Annotated in this window: 13 protein-coding genes and 1 pseudogene; 8 read left to right on the forward strand and 6 right to left on the reverse strand. The window is 57.1% G+C overall.

Going from position 1 to position 17,983, the window contains the following annotated elements:
* Window positions 1-6: 6 nt before the first annotated feature.
* Together GSQ93_RS20210 and GSQ93_RS20215 are read right to left on the reverse strand one after the other, a co-directional pair.
* A complete protein-coding gene (locus GSQ93_RS20210) occupies window positions 7-375 on the reverse strand; it encodes a BON domain-containing protein (RefSeq protein WP_158937411.1) in 369 nt (122 codons plus the stop codon).
* A 652-nt stretch (window positions 376-1,027) separates the two neighbouring features.
* Window positions 1,028-1,432 carry a hypothetical protein gene (locus GSQ93_RS20215; RefSeq protein ID WP_158937412.1) on the reverse strand — a complete coding sequence of 135 codons (405 nt, stop codon included), beginning with the start codon at window positions 1,430-1,432 and terminating at the stop codon, window positions 1,028-1,030.
* 122 nt (window positions 1,433-1,554) lie between these two features.
* Between GSQ93_RS20215 and GSQ93_RS20220 the strand changes: the two genes are divergently transcribed.
* On the forward strand, window positions 1,555-3,255 hold the full coding sequence (locus tag GSQ93_RS20220; RefSeq protein WP_158937413.1) for a phage integrase family protein: 1,701 nt from the start codon (window positions 1,555-1,557) through the stop codon (window positions 3,253-3,255).
* Between the two features lie 33 nt (window positions 3,256-3,288).
* The gene (locus tag GSQ93_RS20225; protein ID WP_158937414.1) at window positions 3,289-3,786 is read left to right on the forward strand and encodes an MOSC domain-containing protein; all 498 of its coding nucleotides are present in this window, start codon (window positions 3,289-3,291) and stop codon (window positions 3,784-3,786) included.
* Window positions 3,787-4,112: 326 nt separating this feature from the next.
* Here GSQ93_RS20225 and GSQ93_RS20230 read toward each other — a convergent pair whose 3' ends face one another.
* Both GSQ93_RS20230 and GSQ93_RS20235 read right to left on the reverse strand, forming a co-directional pair.
* Complete coding sequence (locus GSQ93_RS20230) at window positions 4,113-5,102, reverse strand: GlxA family transcriptional regulator (RefSeq protein ID WP_158937415.1); 990 nt, start codon at window positions 5,100-5,102, stop codon at window positions 4,113-4,115.
* Window positions 5,103-5,125: 23 nt separating this feature from the next.
* Complete coding sequence (locus GSQ93_RS20235; RefSeq protein ID WP_254073955.1) at window positions 5,126-5,983, reverse strand: porin; 858 nt, start codon at window positions 5,981-5,983, stop codon at window positions 5,126-5,128.
* Between the two features lie 16 nt (window positions 5,984-5,999).
* Between GSQ93_RS20235 and GSQ93_RS20240 the strand changes: the two genes are divergently transcribed.
* Window positions 6,000-6,755: a Xaa-Pro peptidase family protein gene (locus GSQ93_RS20240; RefSeq protein WP_254073956.1), complete on the forward strand. Its 756-nt coding sequence runs from the start codon at window positions 6,000-6,002 to the stop codon at window positions 6,753-6,755.
* A gap of 199 nt (window positions 6,756-6,954) precedes the next feature.
* Window positions 6,955-8,406 carry an aldehyde dehydrogenase gene (locus GSQ93_RS20245; protein ID WP_158937418.1) on the forward strand — a complete coding sequence of 484 codons (1,452 nt, stop codon included), beginning with the start codon at window positions 6,955-6,957 and terminating at the stop codon, window positions 8,404-8,406.
* 842 nt (window positions 8,407-9,248) lie between these two features.
* Here the strand turns inward: GSQ93_RS20245 and GSQ93_RS20250 are convergent.
* Together GSQ93_RS20250 and GSQ93_RS20255 are read right to left on the reverse strand one after the other, a co-directional pair.
* The gene (locus tag GSQ93_RS20250) at window positions 9,249-9,881 is read right to left on the reverse strand and encodes a TetR/AcrR family transcriptional regulator (RefSeq protein WP_158937419.1); all 633 of its coding nucleotides are present in this window, start codon (window positions 9,879-9,881) and stop codon (window positions 9,249-9,251) included.
* 166 nt (window positions 9,882-10,047) lie between these two features.
* Window positions 10,048-11,493: an efflux transporter outer membrane subunit gene (locus GSQ93_RS20255; protein WP_158937420.1), complete on the reverse strand. Its 1,446-nt coding sequence runs from the start codon at window positions 11,491-11,493 to the stop codon at window positions 10,048-10,050.
* Between the two features lie 241 nt (window positions 11,494-11,734).
* On the opposite strand from GSQ93_RS20255, the gene GSQ93_RS20260 reads away from it, so the two are divergent.
* The 4 genes and pseudogenes from GSQ93_RS20260 to GSQ93_RS37795 form a co-directional block, all read left to right on the forward strand.
* Window positions 11,735-12,856, forward strand: a complete 1,122-nt coding sequence (locus GSQ93_RS20260) for an efflux RND transporter periplasmic adaptor subunit (RefSeq protein WP_158937421.1) — start codon at window positions 11,735-11,737, stop codon at window positions 12,854-12,856.
* On the forward strand, window positions 12,853-15,960 hold the full coding sequence (locus tag GSQ93_RS20265) for an efflux RND transporter permease subunit (protein WP_158937422.1): 3,108 nt from the start codon (window positions 12,853-12,855) through the stop codon (window positions 15,958-15,960). Before GSQ93_RS20260 ends, GSQ93_RS20265 begins: the two co-directional genes overlap by 4 nt.
* Before the next feature lie 469 nt (window positions 15,961-16,429).
* Window positions 16,430-17,413, forward strand: a complete 984-nt coding sequence (locus GSQ93_RS20270) for an alpha/beta fold hydrolase (RefSeq protein ID WP_158937423.1) — start codon at window positions 16,430-16,432, stop codon at window positions 17,411-17,413.
* A gap of 385 nt (window positions 17,414-17,798) precedes the next feature.
* A pseudogene (locus GSQ93_RS37795) lies at window positions 17,799-17,983 on the forward strand (IS6 family transposase); the annotation flags it as partial.

The raw sequence follows: 17,983 nt of genomic DNA on the forward strand, positions 1-17,983 counted from the left end.
TAAGGATCACTGACCCACTTCTCTGATCGTCAGAGAATTATCCAAGGACGTCACCCCGGGTACCCCTTTCGCCACCTCGCCCGCCTTACTAACTTGGGTCGAGTCAGGAACTGATCCCGCAAGCGCCACTGCGCCGCCTTTCGCAATTACGCTGATTCCGTTAGTCTTGATGCCTCCTTTCACAAGTGCACGAAGCACTTCTTTGCTAAGAGCGCGATTCGCCTGCCGAATCGCTTTCGCACTTCCCCCACCTGTCGGCGTCATGCTGGATTGAGTCGGCGTCGCAGTGGATTCGCTAGTCTGCGGCCACGCATTGATAGATACCACAACGATGAATGCGCTACTTATCAGCTTGAATGTATTGATTGGTTTCATTGCTAGCTCCGGTTGGTCCACGATAAATCCCCTCAAAGATAGGGGGTCAGTCGTCACGGTGCAGTTTGATCACGTGAATTCGCAATAGGGTGCTCCCCTCATGTCCACAAATAGACCTCGTCCATTGGCCGAGCTTAGGGCAGGCGCAATGATTTGAAGAAGGCAACGCTGGATACGCAACGGACTGACAACCTGCATCGTCACGAAGGGAATACGCCATTCCCTTCGCAAAGTTTCAACAGATCGTCTCGGGTGCCGTAGCCCGAAGTTAATCTGTCCGCCGTCCCGATACCTCTGGCCGTCCGAAGACGGATTGTCCGGCCGGAGCGGCACGAGGTGACGAGGCAAATCAGCATGACGGCACACAAGGAGTTGGTTGCAGCATCGCAATTGCGGTATAGCAGCGTGAGTTCGGTGATCGGATCAAAAATCTCGACGAGTCCGTAGCATTGACTGGGTATCATCGCAAGCATGCTATCCAGCTGCTGCGGGAGAAGGCATCCCTTAAGCAAGGAACACCCGCACGGAATCGTTTCTATGACGACGCCGTGCGCCAAGCATTGGTTGTGTTACGGGAAGCGGCTGATAGAATTTTCGGCAACCGTTTGAAAGCGCTTATTCCAATGTTGGTTGATGCCGTGGAACGGCATGGTCACTTGACCTGGATCCCGTTGTCAAATCGAAGCCCGTTCAAAGCAGCGCGGCGACTATCGATCGCATGTTGGCCGATGCGCGGCTGCACACCGACGGCTAACGTAAGCGCCGCAAGGGGGTGGGTGCAGCGATTCGACGAAGCATCCCGGTGCGCACATTTGATGACTGGCGCGATCCGCCACCTGGCTTCTTCGAAATCGACATGGTCGAACACTCCGGTAGCCTGAAGACCGACGGTGACTTTGTTCATACGCTCACGTTGACTGACATCGCCACCGGCTGGACCGAATGTGTGCCATGCAAGTGCGTAACAGATGCTGGTCATTGAAGGGTTGGACAAAGCGACGGCCGATCTGCCATTCGCGATGCTTGGGGTGAACTCGGCTAAAGACAGCGCGTTCATCGACCAGAGCGTCTTCGATTGCGTAAGCGCAGATGAAATCTGCAGAAAACTCCACAAATATCCGGCTATTAAGATAACTATCCTTATCCTAATAGCCATTTTTTTGCGCTAAACTCACACCCATGGAAACGCATGAGACTTTGTTCGGACCCCACTTATCGGGCCAATCGAGTGAATTGCCCGATGGCGACGCCCTCGCTGCCTTGAGGTCGTGGTATGAAGGCGTCCCCACACGGGATGCGGTCATTCGATATCTTCCCCATTTGCTCACACCCGGTAAATCCGCTCGCGGCGTGCTCAGCGAAATTCGCCGCCAGCTCATCCGCTGTGCCCTCACCCGCCATCGCGACGACCTCGCCAAACTCTTTGCTGTGCGGACAGCCGAACGCGTCAGGCACGCACGGCATGTGGCCAAGGCCATCGAGGTGCTTCGCGTCGCAACAGTGGCGACGCCGTCGATCACCGACGAAATCGAGCGCTGGCTGCCACCACGGGCTGTTCACGCACTTCACGCTCACGGCATCAAGACGCTCGCCGAACTGACACTGCGCATTCCGCGTCGCAAGCAATGGTGGACGGCCATCCCCAAGCTCGGGCAAACCAGCGCGCAGCAGATCGAGGCGTTTTTTGCTGCGCACCCGGCACTCACTGAACGCGCTCGCTCGTTGATCAAGTCCACCGGTTCGCCGATCGTGGTCCCTTGGGAAAACGTGCGCCTCCCCCATGAGATCGACGGATCCTGCGGCGTGTTCAGAGCACCGCGAGAAAGCTGCGCGCTCGATGCCAACAACGATTACGACGCGGTCCAGACTTGGTTGTCGCTGCACGAGTCGCCCTCGACACAACGAGCCTATAGGAAGGAGGCAGAGCGCCTCATCCTTTGGGCGATAGTCGAACGAGGCCGGGCGCTCTCCTCCCTGACTACGGAAGACGCCATCGCTTATCGCGCGTTCCTGCGCCGGCCGACGCCCCGCGATCGCTGGGTTGGACCGACGCGCGCGCGAACTTCATCGCAATGGCGACCGTTCACGGGCAACCTGGCACCGCGCTCAGTCGCCTATTCGCTGATGGTTCTGGGTGCGCTGTATCGATGGCTGATCGAACAACGATATGTACTGGCCAACCCGTTTTCTGGTGTGAAGGGCAAAGGTACGGAGCGCGCCGCGCTCGATGCATCGCACGCATTCACCGAAGGCGAGTGGACGTTGCTCAGGACAATTGCAGATGGGCTCGAATGGTCTTATGGCTGGAAAGCACCGGCCGCGCAACGGCTGCGCTTTGTGCTGGATTTCGGATATGCCACGGGGTTGCGCGCAAGCGAGCTCGTGAACGTCACGCTGAAAGATATCCGCACCGATGCGCAGGGAGATCATTGGGTTGAGCTCGTCGGCAAGGGCCAAAAAGCGGGGAAAGTGGCGCTGCCTCCGCTGGCTCGCGCCGCGTTAGAACGCTACCTGGTTGAGCGTGGTCTACCTGTCTCCCCAGAACGCTGGGCACCCGCGACTGCACTCATCTCCGACCTCAACAATATCGACGCTCAAGGGTTAAGCACGGTGCGGCTCTGGACGGTTCTGAAGCGGTTCTTCGAGACAACGGCGACCCTCGTCGAGGCGGAGAAACCGGCATTCGCGGTGAAGCTCCGGCTAGCTGGCCCGCATTGGATGCGACACACGCACGCGACCCACGCGCTCATGCGCGGTGCGCAACTGACCTCGGTTCGGGATAATCTGCGTCATGCGTCTATATCGACGACATCTACCTATTTGCACAGCGACGAAGTTGAACGGGCTCGACAGTTTCGGGATGCATTTAAGGCCGCCTAGTACGCGTCGCACAATTCAACACGATTTCTTTTCATGCCGCTCAACCCACAATCCTCGCTCACCCGGCTTTTCAATGCGCCCGTTAGATCCGGAGTGCTCATATGGATCGGCGTGCGGCCTGAGCGCCGCTTGGCCATGTGCCCCGTCGACGAAGCCATCCTGGATCCGCATGTCGGCATGGAAGGTGATCACTACAGTCGCGATGCAGGAATACGGCAAGTCACGCTCATCCAGGCCGAGAGTCTCGCGGCTATCGCAAGTCACCTTGGAGTGGAAACGCTCGCGCCAGAGGTCCTGCGTCGCAATCTGGTTACGCGCGGCATCAACCTATTGGCGTTGAAAGATCGGAAGTTCCGCATCGGCGATGCCGTGCTCGAGATGACCGGCGAATGTCATCCCTGCTCGCGCCTCGAGGAAACGCTTGGCGTAGGCGGTTATAACGCGACGCGTGGTTTTGGTGGCATAACGGCGAAAGTACTTGCGCGGGGCCGCATCAGCATAGGCGACGCCGTCGTGCGCATTGACAAGTGATCCCCGCCGGTGAGCAGCCTAGGACGTGAATGCCCTGGTACGCCCTATTTTCTTTTCAGGCCGATAGCTTCGCCGGCTTCTTGATGGCAAATCAACAGCCGCTCGCAGATCATAAGTCTTGTGAAGATGAAGTCAGTTGAGCAGACCGTTAGTTGATTTTTCCATTTACATCCCGGGCAAGACGTCCCCTCGACTGGCCGTGATCGACCCACAAGAGTCCTTCGGCAATGGGAGATGAATGTCCCGAATCGCGTCAGAGAGCGGACGTTTGGATGTTCCGTACTTGGTTGCAGATATGCGGCTCCTTCGAAAAATTAGACCCACGCTTAGAATGCCGAAGTCGCCCGAGTGCCCGACAACTGACGTCGCCGCTCATGCGTGGGCGGCAGGCCAAATAAATCCTTGTACTGTTTGCTAAATCGTGCTGACGAACGGAAGCCACACGCCATTGTCACTTGCAGCAATGGCAAAGTCGTTTGAAGCAAAAGCTGCCGGGCCCGATGCAGTCGTAATGAAATATAGTACCGGGTCGGCGTCTGCCCGAGTTTGGACCGAAACAGGCGCTGGAGCTGGCGCTGGGACATTCCGGATAATCGAGCGAGCTCTGCACGAGACAAAGGATCCTCGATCCTCTCTTCCATCAGGCTGATAACGTTCGACAGTGGCCGATTTTGCGAACCCACATGGCTTAGTGCCGCTGGGCGCTGCTTATGGCTTTCGTTGCGGATCTCCTCGATCAAAAACTGTCTGGCGATTCCTTGCGCAAGCTCGGCGTTGCCGGTGGCGACGATAATGTTCAGCATCAAATCGAGCGGTGCAATGCCCCCTGCGCAGCTGATGCGGTCACGATCGATAACGAACAACTCTTTAACAAAGTGTGTATCTGGAAACTCCTCGGTCAGCGCCGGGATGTTCTCCCAATGCGACGCGCAACTGTAGTTGAAAAGGAGGCCAGCTCGCGCAAGCGTGTAAGCCCCTGTGCATAAGCTTCCCATCACACAGCCCAGTCTCGCAAAGCGCCGCAGCATAGCAAGGTGGTCTCGCGTAGAAAAGCACCTGATATCGGTGCCTCCGACGACAAACACGACGTCTGCGGAATCCACCGACTCAGCAGGCAATGTTTCTATCGAAAGACCATTGCTCGCAATAATCCACCCTCCGCCTGGACTCACTATCGTCCATTTATAAACCGGGGACCCCGAAAGATGGTTCGCCATTCGGAGCACTTCGATCGCACACGTCAGGGATACCAACGTGAACGAGGGAACAGGCATAAAGACGAAGCTCCTGAGAGCTGCAAGCCGGTCCTGTGCCATGTTCCCTTCTGCCGCCATTGCTACTAGAAGAAGTGACGAAGCGCCACGCGAGCAGCCAGCTGTCTTGTCGTAGACGACGAGTTGGCGGTCCCGTTGATATACGCTTTGTCGAGGGCGGTGCCGGTGCCTCCGTCTGCGACTAGCTCGTACACTCCTTGGACGTATATGTCGGTGCGTTTCGAAATATTGTAGTCGGCCATCAAGCCGAATTGATGCCATTTCGGGCTAGCGGTGCCGTTACTGCCTTCATATTTTCCCGATGAAAATGTGTACATGCCGCCGACGAAAAAAGATGGAGTGAAGGAGTACTTTGCATTCAGTTCAAAATTGTCAAACTTGATCGAACTCACGCTAATTCCGGTTGGAAACGCCGACGGCGTGAGATAACCGTTGCCGGTCGGATTATCGATTGCCGAATGTGTGTACACAAACCCCAATACCGCTTTGTCCAGCGTGTAGTTGATGCCTGCTCCAAAAGTGCGTTGATGTTCTGCGAAGAAGCTCGCATCGTTTGCTGCAACTGCTCCGCTTGAACCAATCCCCACGTTGTTGATATTCATGTAGGCAGCGCCGATGTAAACCGGTCCGTTGGTATAGCTTGCACCCGCGCTAACCAATCGATTGTTGGCGATTTGTCCCGGAGCGTTACTAAAACCGTACAAGCCGCCAAACTGGAACCCGCCATAGTTCCCGCTCGAGTACTTCACCGAGTTACTTACTCGCCATGAATTGTCCGTGTTGTCATTGTCGTAAGGGTGAGCGAAAAGGTAACCCGCCCAGTTTCCATTAGCCGTGGTCGGTGCGAGATAGTCCACCACCGAGTCGTACTGGCGTCCCATCTTGAACGACCCGTAGGTCCCGGCGTCGATACGCGCGCTCATCGACGCCGGCTTCGACGTGTCAGACGCGCAGATACCGATCGAGCTGGCAAAGAGCATTAAAGTCGAAGGCGAAGTGGACTTGATCAAAGCATCATTGCGTCTGACGGAAACCGCGGTCGGGTTCATGGAACGTCAACTCCGGCCGGGTATCAGTGAATCCGAACTGTGGTCACACCTCCACCGGGTTTTGATCGCCGGCGGGGGTGAGTATATCGAGACGCGCCTCCTAACATCAGGACCCCATACCAATCCTTGGCTTCAGGAAACGAGTGAACGGATTATTAACGCGGGCGATCTGGTCGCGTTTGACACGGATGCCGTGGGTTGCTATGGCTACTACAGTGACTTCTCGCGCACCTTTCTGGCGGGCGACGTTGCCGCAACGGCGGAGCAACGCAATCTCTATCAGCTTGCCCGGGAGCAGATCGAGTTCAACGCAGATCTGCTACGACCCGGCATTTCCTTTCGGGAATTCTCGGAGAAGGCTTGGCCGATTCCCTCTCGCTTCGAAAAGCACCGTTACCTGTCAATCTTGCACGGCTGCGGTATGACTGGAGAATATCCGATCGTGGCTCACAAGATTGATTGGGAAAGCGTGGGACATGACGCCGATGGAGTATTCGAACCGGGCATGTCGATCTGCATCGAGAGCTTCATTGGCGACGAACGCGGCGGGGAAGGTGTGAAGCTCGAAGAGCAAGTGATGGTGACGGGTAGCGGCATAGAACGTCTTTCGCAGTACCACTATGACGAGCGATTGGGCGGTCGTTAAAACCTTATCCTGTGTCACTGCGATTTTAGCGTGGCCCGGCACCGGCGGTCGAGCGCAAGCGTTCCATCTTTCCTGACCACGCCCTCTGCCCGATGAGCCGCGCTCCTTGAAGGATACGAACGTCGTGTCGCATTGACCGAATCAAACTTTGGCACGCCGTGGTCGCGGCAAACATCAATATTAAAGTGGGAGACAAACAGTGAAAGACGTGATGATGGTAATCGATGGCAAATGCGTCTCGGCAGGCAGCGGAAAGCAATTTGAACGCAGGAGTCCCCTCGACAATCAGGTAGCGTCACGGGCTCCCGCGGCTTCGGCTGCTGATGCGCGCTCAGCTGTCCGCGCCGCGTCGGGTGCGTTCGCGGCCTGGTCGTCGACTGGTCCAACAGAAAAGCGGTCCCTTCTGATTCGTGCGGCGGCAGCGCTGGAAGCACGAGCCGAGGCTTTTGTCATCACGATGCAAGCGGAGATCGGCGCGTCCAGTGCATGGGCGCACTTCAATGTCAGGCTTGCCGCTGACGGATTGCGCGAAGCGGCCGCAATTACCACTCAAATCCACGGCGAGATCATTCCTTCGGATTTACCCAATAATCTCGCTTTCGCGATTCGCCAACCGGCTGGCGTCGTTCTCGGCATTGCCCCCTGGAACGCCCCCGTCATACTGGGTACACGCGCGGTCGCATTGCCTTTGGCATGTGGCAATACTGTCGTACTCAAAGGCTCCGAAATTTGTCCGGCGACGCATGAGTTGATTATCGATGCCATGCTCGACGCGGGATTTCCGCGGGGTGTCATCAATTTTGTAACGAACGCGCCTGAGGACGCCGCGGAAATCGTCGAAGCGATTGTTTCCGATCAGGCCGTCCGACGCGTTAACTTCACGGGCTCTACCCGTGTTGGCAAACTCGTGGCAGCTCTCTGCGGCAAGCACTTGAAGCGAGCTGTGCTCGAATTGGGCGGGAAAGCGCCGTTCATTGTCCTTGACGACGCCGATCTCGATGAAGCGGTCAACGCCGCAGCGTTTGGGTGCTTCGCGAATTCAGGCCAAATCTGCATGTCGACAGAGCGGATTATCGTTGCCAAGGGAATAGCTGACGAATTTGTCCAAAAACTCGCGGAGAAAGCGAAGGGATTACCTGTGGGCGATCCTCGTTTCACGTCAGTCGTATTGGGCTCGGTCGTTGACACGTCCACAGTGGAGCGATGCAATCGCCTAATTGAAGATGCGCTATCCAAGGGAGCAACGCTCGTTTGTGGAGGAATCTCGACCAGCACACTCATGCCCGCAACGCTGCTCGACCACGTCACCTCGGGAATGGATATATACGGCACTGAGTCATTTGGACCCGTAAAAGCCATTGTTCGAGTAGATAGCGACGAAGCGGCGGTCAATTGCGCGAATGACAATGAATATGGGCTCTCGTCGTCCGTGTTCAGTCAAAATCTCGCGAGGGCCATGAATGTCGCCCGTAGGCTCGAAGCAGGCATCTGTCATGTGAATGGCTCAACCGTACACGATGAAGCCCAAATGCCATTCGGAGGAATGAAATCGAGTGGATTCGGACACTTCGGCGGCAAAGCTGGTATCGCGGAATTCACGGATCTTCGTTGGTTGACCATCCAGACCGCGTCACGTGCCTATCCGTTTTAGCGGCTCGGAATTTCAGCATTCTGAGACCCCTTCTCGACGTTTTTTGATGGGTACTCAACCGCGCGTAGAATTGAGCGCCTTGAAGCGCCCCTACGTTGTTACAGCAGCTCAACGACACGTTGCGATATAGACTTGCACCCGCTGCTCGTGGGTTAGCGAGGCGTCAGGTCCAGTGGATCTTTATCATCCAGGCGACGGCCGACCGCGTCCTTCTGCTGAGGTCTTCTGAGCCGTCGGACTGGTAACGAATGTCCCTTCATACTTCGGCATGGGACATTCATACGTAGGTCGGGAGTGACTCAGATTGGCCGATAGCGCCAGTTCATCTTGTCCCCTGAAGCCGGCATTCGCGAAGACGGAGACGATATCTCCAACATCCGCAATCGCCGATGACCGGCCGGGAGACACGAAGACATGGATGACCGAATACCCCCCGCCTATCCGCATGAGGTGGCCGGATTTTGGCCTGACGCAAGCTGGTCGGCTTCGCGTCAATCGTGGGCATGTCGCGGCTGTATGTGATCGGCCAGGAAGTATCGCGCAATCCGGCTGCCTCGGTGCGTGGACCAAGCCACTCCGCGCTTTAGCGCAAAACTACCGTGCCCGACGCGCGGTAGCACCATTGAACAAGCGCTCCTTTTCGGAAGTCGTCCGATTTGCGGCATCGCAACTATGGGCAACTACAGCCGTCAACCTCAAAAAGATTTTTGAGCTTCGATGGTCAGTCATTTAGCTAATCGCATACGAAAAATCGGTCAATAAGATTATGTCAAGTTAACACGTTCCAACGTCTTTTGTCACATCGCCTGGTGATCGACGCCATATTCGGAGCGCCATCCGGTCTAAAGAGCCAGGCTTCGTAGCACTAGGCTCGTCACAATGTTCAAACGACGATCAAGCTCCTCGGCCGGCTCTGATTCGAGCAATCTGGGGTGCGAAAAACACATCGACGCCGCTACGATCGCGCTGCATATTTCATCCACCGGGGATTTCTTCTCGAATTCTCCGGACTTTCGACCATCTACGATCACCCGACGAATCGCGTTCTCCACCGCTGCCTGATGGTCGACCGTGGCGCACCAGTTGTTTTCCATCGCGACGGTAACGATCTCGTGGACCTTCCGATCCTTCAGAAATCGGTCGCAACTACATTGCATCATGGTCGCGAGCAATCGACGCAAGCGGGCCGTGGCGCGCCCGGGTCCTTCGGCGATCTCCAGCAGACCCGCATCCATTTCGCTCAATACGTGTGTGACGATTGCCTCGCCGATCGCTTGCTTGGAATCGAAAAAGCGATAGATATACGCGGCCGATACACCGATTGCACGTCCAAGAGCGGCGACGCTTGTCTTCGAGTAGCCATAGTGACGAAAATGCTCGTCGGCCGCCTTAAGGATTTGAGCACGTCGCTCATGGTCTGCGGGTCCTCGTTGACCGGTAGGCGCGCTGTCAGCTGTTTCGATGAACTCTGCCATATCCTTCATTTGCCGAGTGGCATTGCATTAAGAAAGGCGACCGGTCGATTCCAGCGGCCCGCCGGGCAATCGCCTGCGATCAATCGCGAAATATAGCGCCCGGCACGCATTTTACCTCGTCCCACCTTGCCACTTCGGGACCAGAAGGCAATCCGCGAGTTTGAGATTACTCGTCCCAACCACCTCCCAATGCCAAGAAGGAAGCAACAGCGGCGCGTGCAGCATCGGATTGAGCGACGATTCTCGCGTCCTGTACACGCTGCAATCGATCGTCCGCATCCAGCACCTGCAGATAACTTTCGGACCCGGCCTGATAAGCCGCCAGTGCGGAGACGCGCGCCCTGGTTAGAGCAGTTTCCCCTAACGCCAGTTGCTGTTCTTGAGCCTCACGCTTGACCACTAACGAAAAGGCGTCTTCGACGTCGGCGGTGGCTTGAAGGATGCTCAAACGATAAGCGGCCAGTGCTTCCGCGTTCTTCCCTTTTGCCGCCTGAACCTCGGCATCCACCCTGCCGAAGTCGAACAAGCGCCACCTCAGTCCAGCAGCCCCTTGAGCGAGCGCCGCGTCACCCGTAAAGAAATTCCCGGCAACCGTCGTAGCGGACCCAACCAGCGCGGACAAGGAAATCTTCGGATAGTACTCGGATAGCGCCTGGCCGATCCGTGCATTCGATGCAGCCAGATGCCGCTCGGCGACAATCACGTCTGGCCGTCGACGCAGCAGCGAAGCCGGACCTCCGGCGGTCTCGATTCCCGGTGGCTGCGGAATCGGCCGCGGGGAATCCAGCGCCTCGTCAGCGGTACCCGGTTCGATACCCATCAAGACGTCGAGACCATTGCGCGCCGATACGAGTGCCGTTTCCAAGGCAGGAATGGTGGCCGCGGTCATGGCAAGCTCGCCTTGCGCCTGGCGCAACTCCAGCTCAGGTGCGACGCCCCTGCCGTATCGCAGTTGCGCGAGCTCGACGCGTCTGCTTTGCGTTGCCGTTTGCTCCCGAGCCAACGCGATGCGCGCCTGTATTGTCCGTACCAGCATGTACGTGTCAGCGGTTTCGGAAATCACGGATAACCGTGCAGCTATGCTCGATGCCTGCGCCGCTTGATAGTCAGCCTGTGCTGCCTCGGCGCTTCGCCTAAGACCGCCGAATACGTCGAGTTCCCAAGTCGCACCCGCGCTTGCCTGGTAGAGCCTCGAGTTGCGATCGAAGCCAGGTTGCGCATTCTCAACTCTTCCTAAAGGGTCTTCCAACGATTGATGCGCGCCTGCGGCCTGGGCATTCAACTGGCCCGCAGGCAACAGCGCCGCGCGGGAAGCCTGCGTCGAGGCTCTTGCCTGCGTGACTCGAGCGGTTGCCTGCGCAAGCGTCAAGTTCTGCGCAAGCGCCGTTGTGACCACACGATTCAGCACAGGGTCGTTGAAGCCTGTCCACCATCGCGACAACTCCGGCGCGGGCGCACTTGCGCGTTCATTGACCGCTGAGCCGCCCTTGAAAGCCGACGACGCCGGAACGCTCGGCGCCTCGTAGTTCGGGCCGACTGCGCACCCGGCCAAGGCAAAGACCGGAAGCAACATTACTGACAACACCTGGCGTTTTAACGTTGGGGAGGACATGCGTCTGCTCGGTCAAAAAGAGTTACGAGTGTATATTACCGTTACTTGAAGTCAAGGCGATACGTTAGATCGTCACTGAGACGGACCCCTCATTAATACGCATAATCGGCTCAAAACGCGACAAATTCCTGTGAGATGGCCATTCAGGCGAAGCGCTATCGAACTCTTAGAAAAATGAAATAGTAACGTATTGACGAAAGCGTAACTAAAAATCATACTCCCGGCACATACAGGAGTTCCGATGCGAGTTCGTCAACTTTGGTCCCCGCCGTTCATTGGCTTAGTGGTTGCCCTGTCACTGGCCGCGTGTAGCAAACCCGCCCCGCAGGACCCGCGCACGGAAGTGCCGCTCGTGGCCGTGGCAACAGTCGCCTCGGCCGCCGATCTCCAGCGCAGTTTCACGGGCGTCGTCGCCGCGCGCTTCGAAAGCGAGATCGGCTTTCGCGTCGCCGGAAAGGTCATTCAACGGCTAGTCGACACGGGGCAGCACGTCGTGCGAGGTCAGGTGCTTATGCGGCTGGACCCGGTCGACCTGTCACTCGGTTCGACCGCGCAGCAGAACGAAGTCGAGGCGGCACGGGCGAAAGCGGTTCAGGCGAAGGCGGACTTGAACAGGCTGAAGGGTTTGGTCGAACTGGGGGCCATTTCGGCTCAGCAATACGACCAGGTAGTTGCCGCCGAGAAAAGCACGGCAGCGCAACTCAGCGCGGCCCTGGCGCAGGCAGATGTCGCGAAGAATGCCGATCGGTACACGGTGCTGGTCGCCGATGTTGACGGCATCGTGACCAATACCTTTGCGGACCCCGGCAGGGTCGTTGCCGCAGGGCAAACGGTGGTTGCCATCGCACGTGACGGTTTGCGCGAAGCAGCCGTCGATCTCCCCGAAAACGTCCGTCCGGTCCTGGGAACCGTAGCCGTCGCGTCCATTTATGGCGTCAACCAGGCACCGGTCACCGCAAGATTGCGCGAGCTTTCCAGCGCTGCCAATTTGCAGACGCGCACCTATGCCGCACGATTTGTTCTGGAAGGTTCGGATCAGAATCCACCGCTGGGCGCGACCGTAACAGTGCGCTTGAGCAACCGCGAAAGGACGAGACAACTCTCCTTGCCGGTGTCCGCGCTCTACGATCCCGGAACAGGACCAGGCGTATGGCTGCTGGATGCGAAAACCTCGACGATCGCGTTTCGGCCTGTCAAGGTAGACGAGATAGGGGAAGAAGAGGCGCACATCTCCAGCGGCCTCCAATCCGGCGATCGCGTCGTGGCGCTCGGTGCGCATCTGCTTCATGATCGTGAGAAGGTGCGGGTCGCGTCCATCAACAGGCAGGGCATGCTCGTGTCCTCGGACGGGGACGCAAAATGAACAGGTTCAACCTTTCCGCGCTCGCGGTGCGCGAGCGGGCTGTGGTCTTGTTCCTGATCATCGCAATCAGTCTGTCCGGCGTGTTCGCCTTCCTGAAGCTTGGCCGAGCCGAGGACCCTGCGTTCACCATCAAAGTGCTGACGGTATCCGCCGTCTGGCCAGGCGCCACCGCCGAGCAGATGCAGAATCTGGTGGCCGAGCCGCTCGAGAAACGTCTGCAGGAACTGACATGGTACGACCGTACCGAAACCATCACGCGCCCCGGCCTGGCCTTGCTTACGCTGACGTTGAAAGACAGCACGCCTCCGGACCAGGTGCAGGAACAGTTCTATCAGGCGCGCAAAAAGCTGGGCGATGAAGGCCCCAAGCTGCCAAGCGGCGCCTTGGGTCCTTTCGTCAACGACGAGTACTCGGACGTCAGCTTCGCCCTGTATTCGGTGGAAGCAGCGGGATTGCCGCCGCGGCTTCTCACGAGAGAAGCGGAATCTCTCCGGCAGCGTCTGCTGCACGTATCTGGCGTAAAGAAGGTCGACATTCTCGGCGAGCGACCAGAACGAATTTTCGTGGCGTTCTCTTATTCAAGGCTTGCGAATCTGGGCGTCAATGCACGCGACATATTCGAGTCCCTGCAGCGCCAAAACGCCTTGACCGCAGCGGGATCGATCGACGCCAACGGTCCGCAAGTATTCATCCGGCTTGATGGCGCGTTCGACGACTTGCAGCAGATCAAGACGATCCCCATCGTCTCCAACGGACACACGTTCAGGATGTCGGATGTCGCCGAAGTCACGCGCGGGTACGAGGACCCGGCCACTTTCCTGATCAGGCACAACGGGCAGAACGCCCAGGTGTTGAGCGTCGTCATGCAGGATGGATGGAACGGGCTCGATCTGGGCCGGGCCCTCGCAGTGGAGGAGAAACAGATATCGGCTGAATTGCCGGTCGGCTATGGCTTCAAGAAGATCACGGACCAGGCGGTCAATATCCGCGAGGCCGTCGACGAATTTATGTTGAAGTTCTTTGTCGCGCTCGCTGTGGTGATGTTCGTCAGCCTCGTTAGTCTCGGTTGGCGGGTGGGAATTGTCGTCGCAGCCGCCGTGCCGCTCACACTTGGCGTGGTCTTCGTCATCATGCTCATGACCGGTCGGGTGTTCGACCGCATCACGCTGGGCGCACTGATCATATCGCTCGGGCTCCTTGTCGACGACGCCATCATCTCCATCGAGATGATGGTGGTCAAGCTGGAGGAAGGGGTCGAACGGACCAAGGCCGCCTCGTACGCCTGGAGTCACACGGCGGCTCCCATGCTGGCCGGCACGCTGGTGACGATCATTGGATTCACGCCCGTGGGATTCGCAAGATCGACGGCCGGAGAGTACGCCGGAAACATCTTCTGGATCGTTGGTTATGCGCTGATTGCTTCCTGGATCGTGGCCGTGACCTTCACGCCTTACCTCGGTGTGAAGTTACTACCGAAAATCAAGCCCGTCGAAGGGGGTCATGCGGCTATCTACGCTACCCCGCGGTATGAAAAATTCCGCTCGATGGTCGCGTGGGCCGTGCGTCGCAAGTTCTGGGTAGCGGGAGCCGTATTGTTGGTGTTCATGATGGTCGGGCCCGGCATGGCCGTGGTGAAGCAGCAGTTCTTCCCGACATCGGACCGACCCGAAGTACTGGTCGAAGTGCAAATGCCGGAGGGCACGAGCATCGAGGCAACCAGCGCCGCGACGGCGAAGGTCGAGGACTGGCTCAAGCGACAACCGGAAGCGAAGGTAGTGACGAGCTATATCGGCCAGGGCGCTCCACGCTTCTTCTTTTCATACAACCCCGAACTGCCCGACCCTTCGTTTGCGAAGATTGTCGTGCTCACGCCCGACGAGGCCGCACGTGACGATCTCAAGGTCCGCCTGCGCGCAGTCGTCGCTCACGGACTTGCGCCGGAGGCGCGCATCCGCGTTACGCAATTGGTATTCGGCCCGTACTCGCCCTTCCCCGTCGCCTTCAGAGTGATGGGCCCCGATAACGAGCAGGTTGGCGTCATCGCCAAGCGTGTGGCCGGGATCATGCGTGCCAACCCACATATGCGCCAGGTCAACGAAGACTGGAGCGAACGTGCGCCGACAGTCCATTTCGTTCTCGATCAGGACCGTCTTCGTGCCATCGGTCTTACTTCCGCCGATGCCGCACAACAACTGCAATTCCTGCTGACAGGGGTTCCCGTTACCCAGTTCCGCGAAGACATCCGTACCGTCGATGTCGTCGCGCGGAGTACCGGTCCTGAACGACTCGACCCGTCCCGGCTCGGGGACCTCGACCTGACCAGCAGCGACGGGCATCTAATTCCGCTTTCCCAGATCGGTCACATGGAGACGCGCTACGAAGACCCGATTCTTAAACGCAGAGACCGGACGCCTACCATCACGGTAAGAGGAGACATCGACGAGTCGTTCCAGCCGCCAGACGTTTCTCGCGAGATCGAGCGGACCATTGCGCCGGTGATCGCTGCTTTGCCGCCCGGCTACCGGATCGAGACCGCGGGCTCGATTGAAGAAGCCGGCAAAGCCAACGCCGCACTGGCGCCGATTTTCCCGATCATGATTTTGCTAACGCTCGCGGTCATCATTGTCCAGGTACGGTCGTTCTCCGCCATGGCGATGGTGTTTCTCACTGCGCCTCTCGGAATAATCGGTACGGTGCCGACCCTGTTGCTCTTTCACCAGCCGTTCGGCTTCAACGCGATCTTGGGGCTTATCGGGTTGTCAGGGATCCTGATGCGCAACACGCTCATTTTGATCGGGCAAATCCATGTGAACGAAAAGGCTGGACTCGATCCCTACCATGCAGTCGTTGAAGCGACCGTTCAACGCGCGCGGCCCGTGGTGCTGACGGCCATGGCGGCGGTGCTGGCGTTTATACCTTTGACCTTTTCAGTTTTCTGGGGATCCATGGCTTTCACGTTGATCGGCGGTACAGCCGTCGGGACGGTCATCACGCTCCTTTTTCTGCCCGCGCTCTATGCCATCTGGTATCGCATCAAACCGACCCCGGGCCACAAGTCAGCATCGCCGGCACAGACGAATCGTCTCAACACGTTCTCTGGATAGGGACATTTCAATGAAGCGGAGTCATTTTGTCAGCATTATGAAAATCGTCACCCTACTCTTACTAACCGGCGCTTGTGCGGCCTGCGCCGGAGGTCTCTCGCAAACGCCGTCGGCGAGTGAGGCCAACCTTGACAACGATGCCCCAAAGAGCAAGTCGTCAAGCGGCAGCGACGTGTCCCCCGAACAGCGCAACCGCGAAATCGTGCAATCAGTTACCGGCAGGACAATGTAGGAGACAAAACGTAAAACCCGCTGCCTTACTCTAAATGGGCTGCGGATAGCAATTCGTATCCCGGTGAAACATCCTTCCCCAGTCGTCGGGAATGCCCTCAGTCCGCCCAAAACTGAGGATCTTTTTGTTGAATACCCGAATATTCAAAGCAGCAGAAGTTAATGAAGTTTAGATGCCCAATTACATGGGTACATATAAGCGCACTTATCAACCAATCTGATCCAGGAAAACAGCACCATGAAAAGAGCATTGTCTTTTTCGGCAACGTCACTGTCTCGTCGTAAGGCGCTTTGGGGAGGCGCGACGGTCGCCGCCGCGGCAACTTCTATGGCTGCATTTGGAAATGCCTCGGCTGCATCAAGTCAAGACAAATTGCCGCACCACGACGAAAATCACCCGCAGGATTTTATTACCGTGAAAGACGGCACTCGTATCTTTTTTAAGGATTGGGGCAATGGCACGCCTGTCGTTTTCTCTCATGGGTGGCCACTCGACGCGGACGCCTGGGATTCCCAAATGCTGTTTTTGGTTCAGCACGGCTATCGGGTAATCGCGCATGACCGGCGTGGTCATGGAAGGTCATCGCAAAAAAGCACTGGCAATGACATGGACACATACGCCGATGATTTGGCCGCAGTCCTGGACGCACTTGATATCAAAGGCGCAATGATGGTGGGGCATTCAACTGGCGGCGGAGAAGTCGCGCGGTACATCGGAAGGCACGGGAGTCGCCGGGTAAAGAAGGTGGTATTAATTGGCGCCGTTCCGCCGATCATGGTTAAGACAGCAGCGAATCCCGGCGGTTTGCCCATTTCTACTTTTGATGGAATTCGAAGCGGGGTAGCAACAAACCGGTCGCAATTTTATCGCGATCTTGCAATACCCTTCTATGGCTACAATCGGCAGAACGCTAAGATTTCTCAAGGAGTCGTCGACGAATTCTGGCGGGAGGGCATGCTTGGCGCTATCAAAGGCCAGTATGAATGCATCAAGCAATTTTCTGAAGTTGATTACACAGAAGATCTGAAGAAGATCGACGTTCCCACACTTATCTTGCATGGTGACGACGACCAGATCGTGCCCATAGCAGACTCTGGAATGTTGTCGGCGAAGATTGTTAAAGACGCGACACTCAAAGTCTATCAAGGTGCTCCTCACGGCATGTGTACTACCGAGGCAGACCGCGTAAATGCGGACCTACTTGAATTTTTCTCGGCGTAGCTGACGCCGGTCCGCGAGGCAATGCGGATGAGCCGCGTGGCTATACGATCCTTGACGGCTTCTTATCGGTCGGACCGGCAAGCGGCCGATCACTTTATCGATATGGACGGCAACAGAAAACTTCGGTTTCCTGAGAGACAATTTGTTCGGGTTCGCGAGCAAAAATCTAACAATTTATAGTGCATCCAAGTTCAATATATAATTAGGATTCCACAATTATAATTGTATTTATGTAAAATTATGTGACAGTGTCCCAGTCGAGTTGACGTATCGTATTCGCAAGGGGTGGTTCAATCTCGAGAATCTGGGCCTCAAGGATACCGCTGCGCCCGCTGCCTGGAATGGGCGTTGTCAGGTTGCGTGACTCGTGGGATAAGATGGCGCGATGAAGAAGTCGAAATCGCTCTATCACGGTCACCGTTTCCCAGCTGGTGTCATCAGCTGCGCTGTTCGATGGTATTTCCGCTTCCAGTTGAGCCTGCGCGACATCGAGGAACTGCTTTTCGAGCGCGGCGTGATCGTGACATACGAGACGATCCGATGCTGGTGTGACAAGTTTGGTAAGGGCTC

It is taken from the genome of Burkholderia sp. S171 (assembly GCF_009766085.1).
Taxonomy (GTDB): Bacteria; Pseudomonadota; Gammaproteobacteria; order Burkholderiales; family Burkholderiaceae; genus Caballeronia.

Excerpts from the sequence above, each read along its gene's own strand:
- GSQ93_RS20230 (WP_158937415.1), bottom strand. The coding sequence starts at position 5,102 with ATGGCACAGGACCGGCTTGCAGCTCTCAGGAGCTTCGTCTTTATGCCT.
- GSQ93_RS20270 (WP_158937423.1), top strand. The coding sequence starts at position 16,430 with ATGAAAAGAGCATTGTCTTTTTCGGCAACGTCACTGTCTCGTCGTAAG.
- GSQ93_RS20235 (WP_254073955.1), bottom strand. The coding sequence starts at position 5,983 with ATGAGCGCGCGTATCGACGCCGGGACCTACGGGTCGTTCAAGATGGGA.
- GSQ93_RS20220 (WP_158937413.1), top strand. The coding sequence starts at position 1,555 with ATGGAAACGCATGAGACTTTGTTCGGACCCCACTTATCGGGCCAATCG.
- GSQ93_RS20255 (WP_158937420.1), bottom strand. The coding sequence starts at position 11,493 with ATGTCCTCCCCAACGTTAAAACGCCAGGTGTTGTCAGTAATGTTGCTT.
- GSQ93_RS20225 (WP_158937414.1), top strand. The coding sequence starts at position 3,289 with ATGCCGCTCAACCCACAATCCTCGCTCACCCGGCTTTTCAATGCGCCC.
- GSQ93_RS20250 (WP_158937419.1), bottom strand. The coding sequence starts at position 9,881 with ATGGCAGAGTTCATCGAAACAGCTGACAGCGCGCCTACCGGTCAACGA.
- GSQ93_RS20215 (WP_158937412.1), bottom strand. The coding sequence starts at position 1,432 with ATGAACGCGCTGTCTTTAGCCGAGTTCACCCCAAGCATCGCGAATGGC.
- GSQ93_RS20210 (WP_158937411.1), bottom strand. The coding sequence starts at position 375 with ATGAAACCAATCAATACATTCAAGCTGATAAGTAGCGCATTCATCGTT.
- GSQ93_RS20265 (WP_158937422.1), top strand. The coding sequence starts at position 12,853 with ATGAACAGGTTCAACCTTTCCGCGCTCGCGGTGCGCGAGCGGGCTGTG.
- GSQ93_RS20260 (WP_158937421.1), top strand. The coding sequence starts at position 11,735 with ATGCGAGTTCGTCAACTTTGGTCCCCGCCGTTCATTGGCTTAGTGGTT.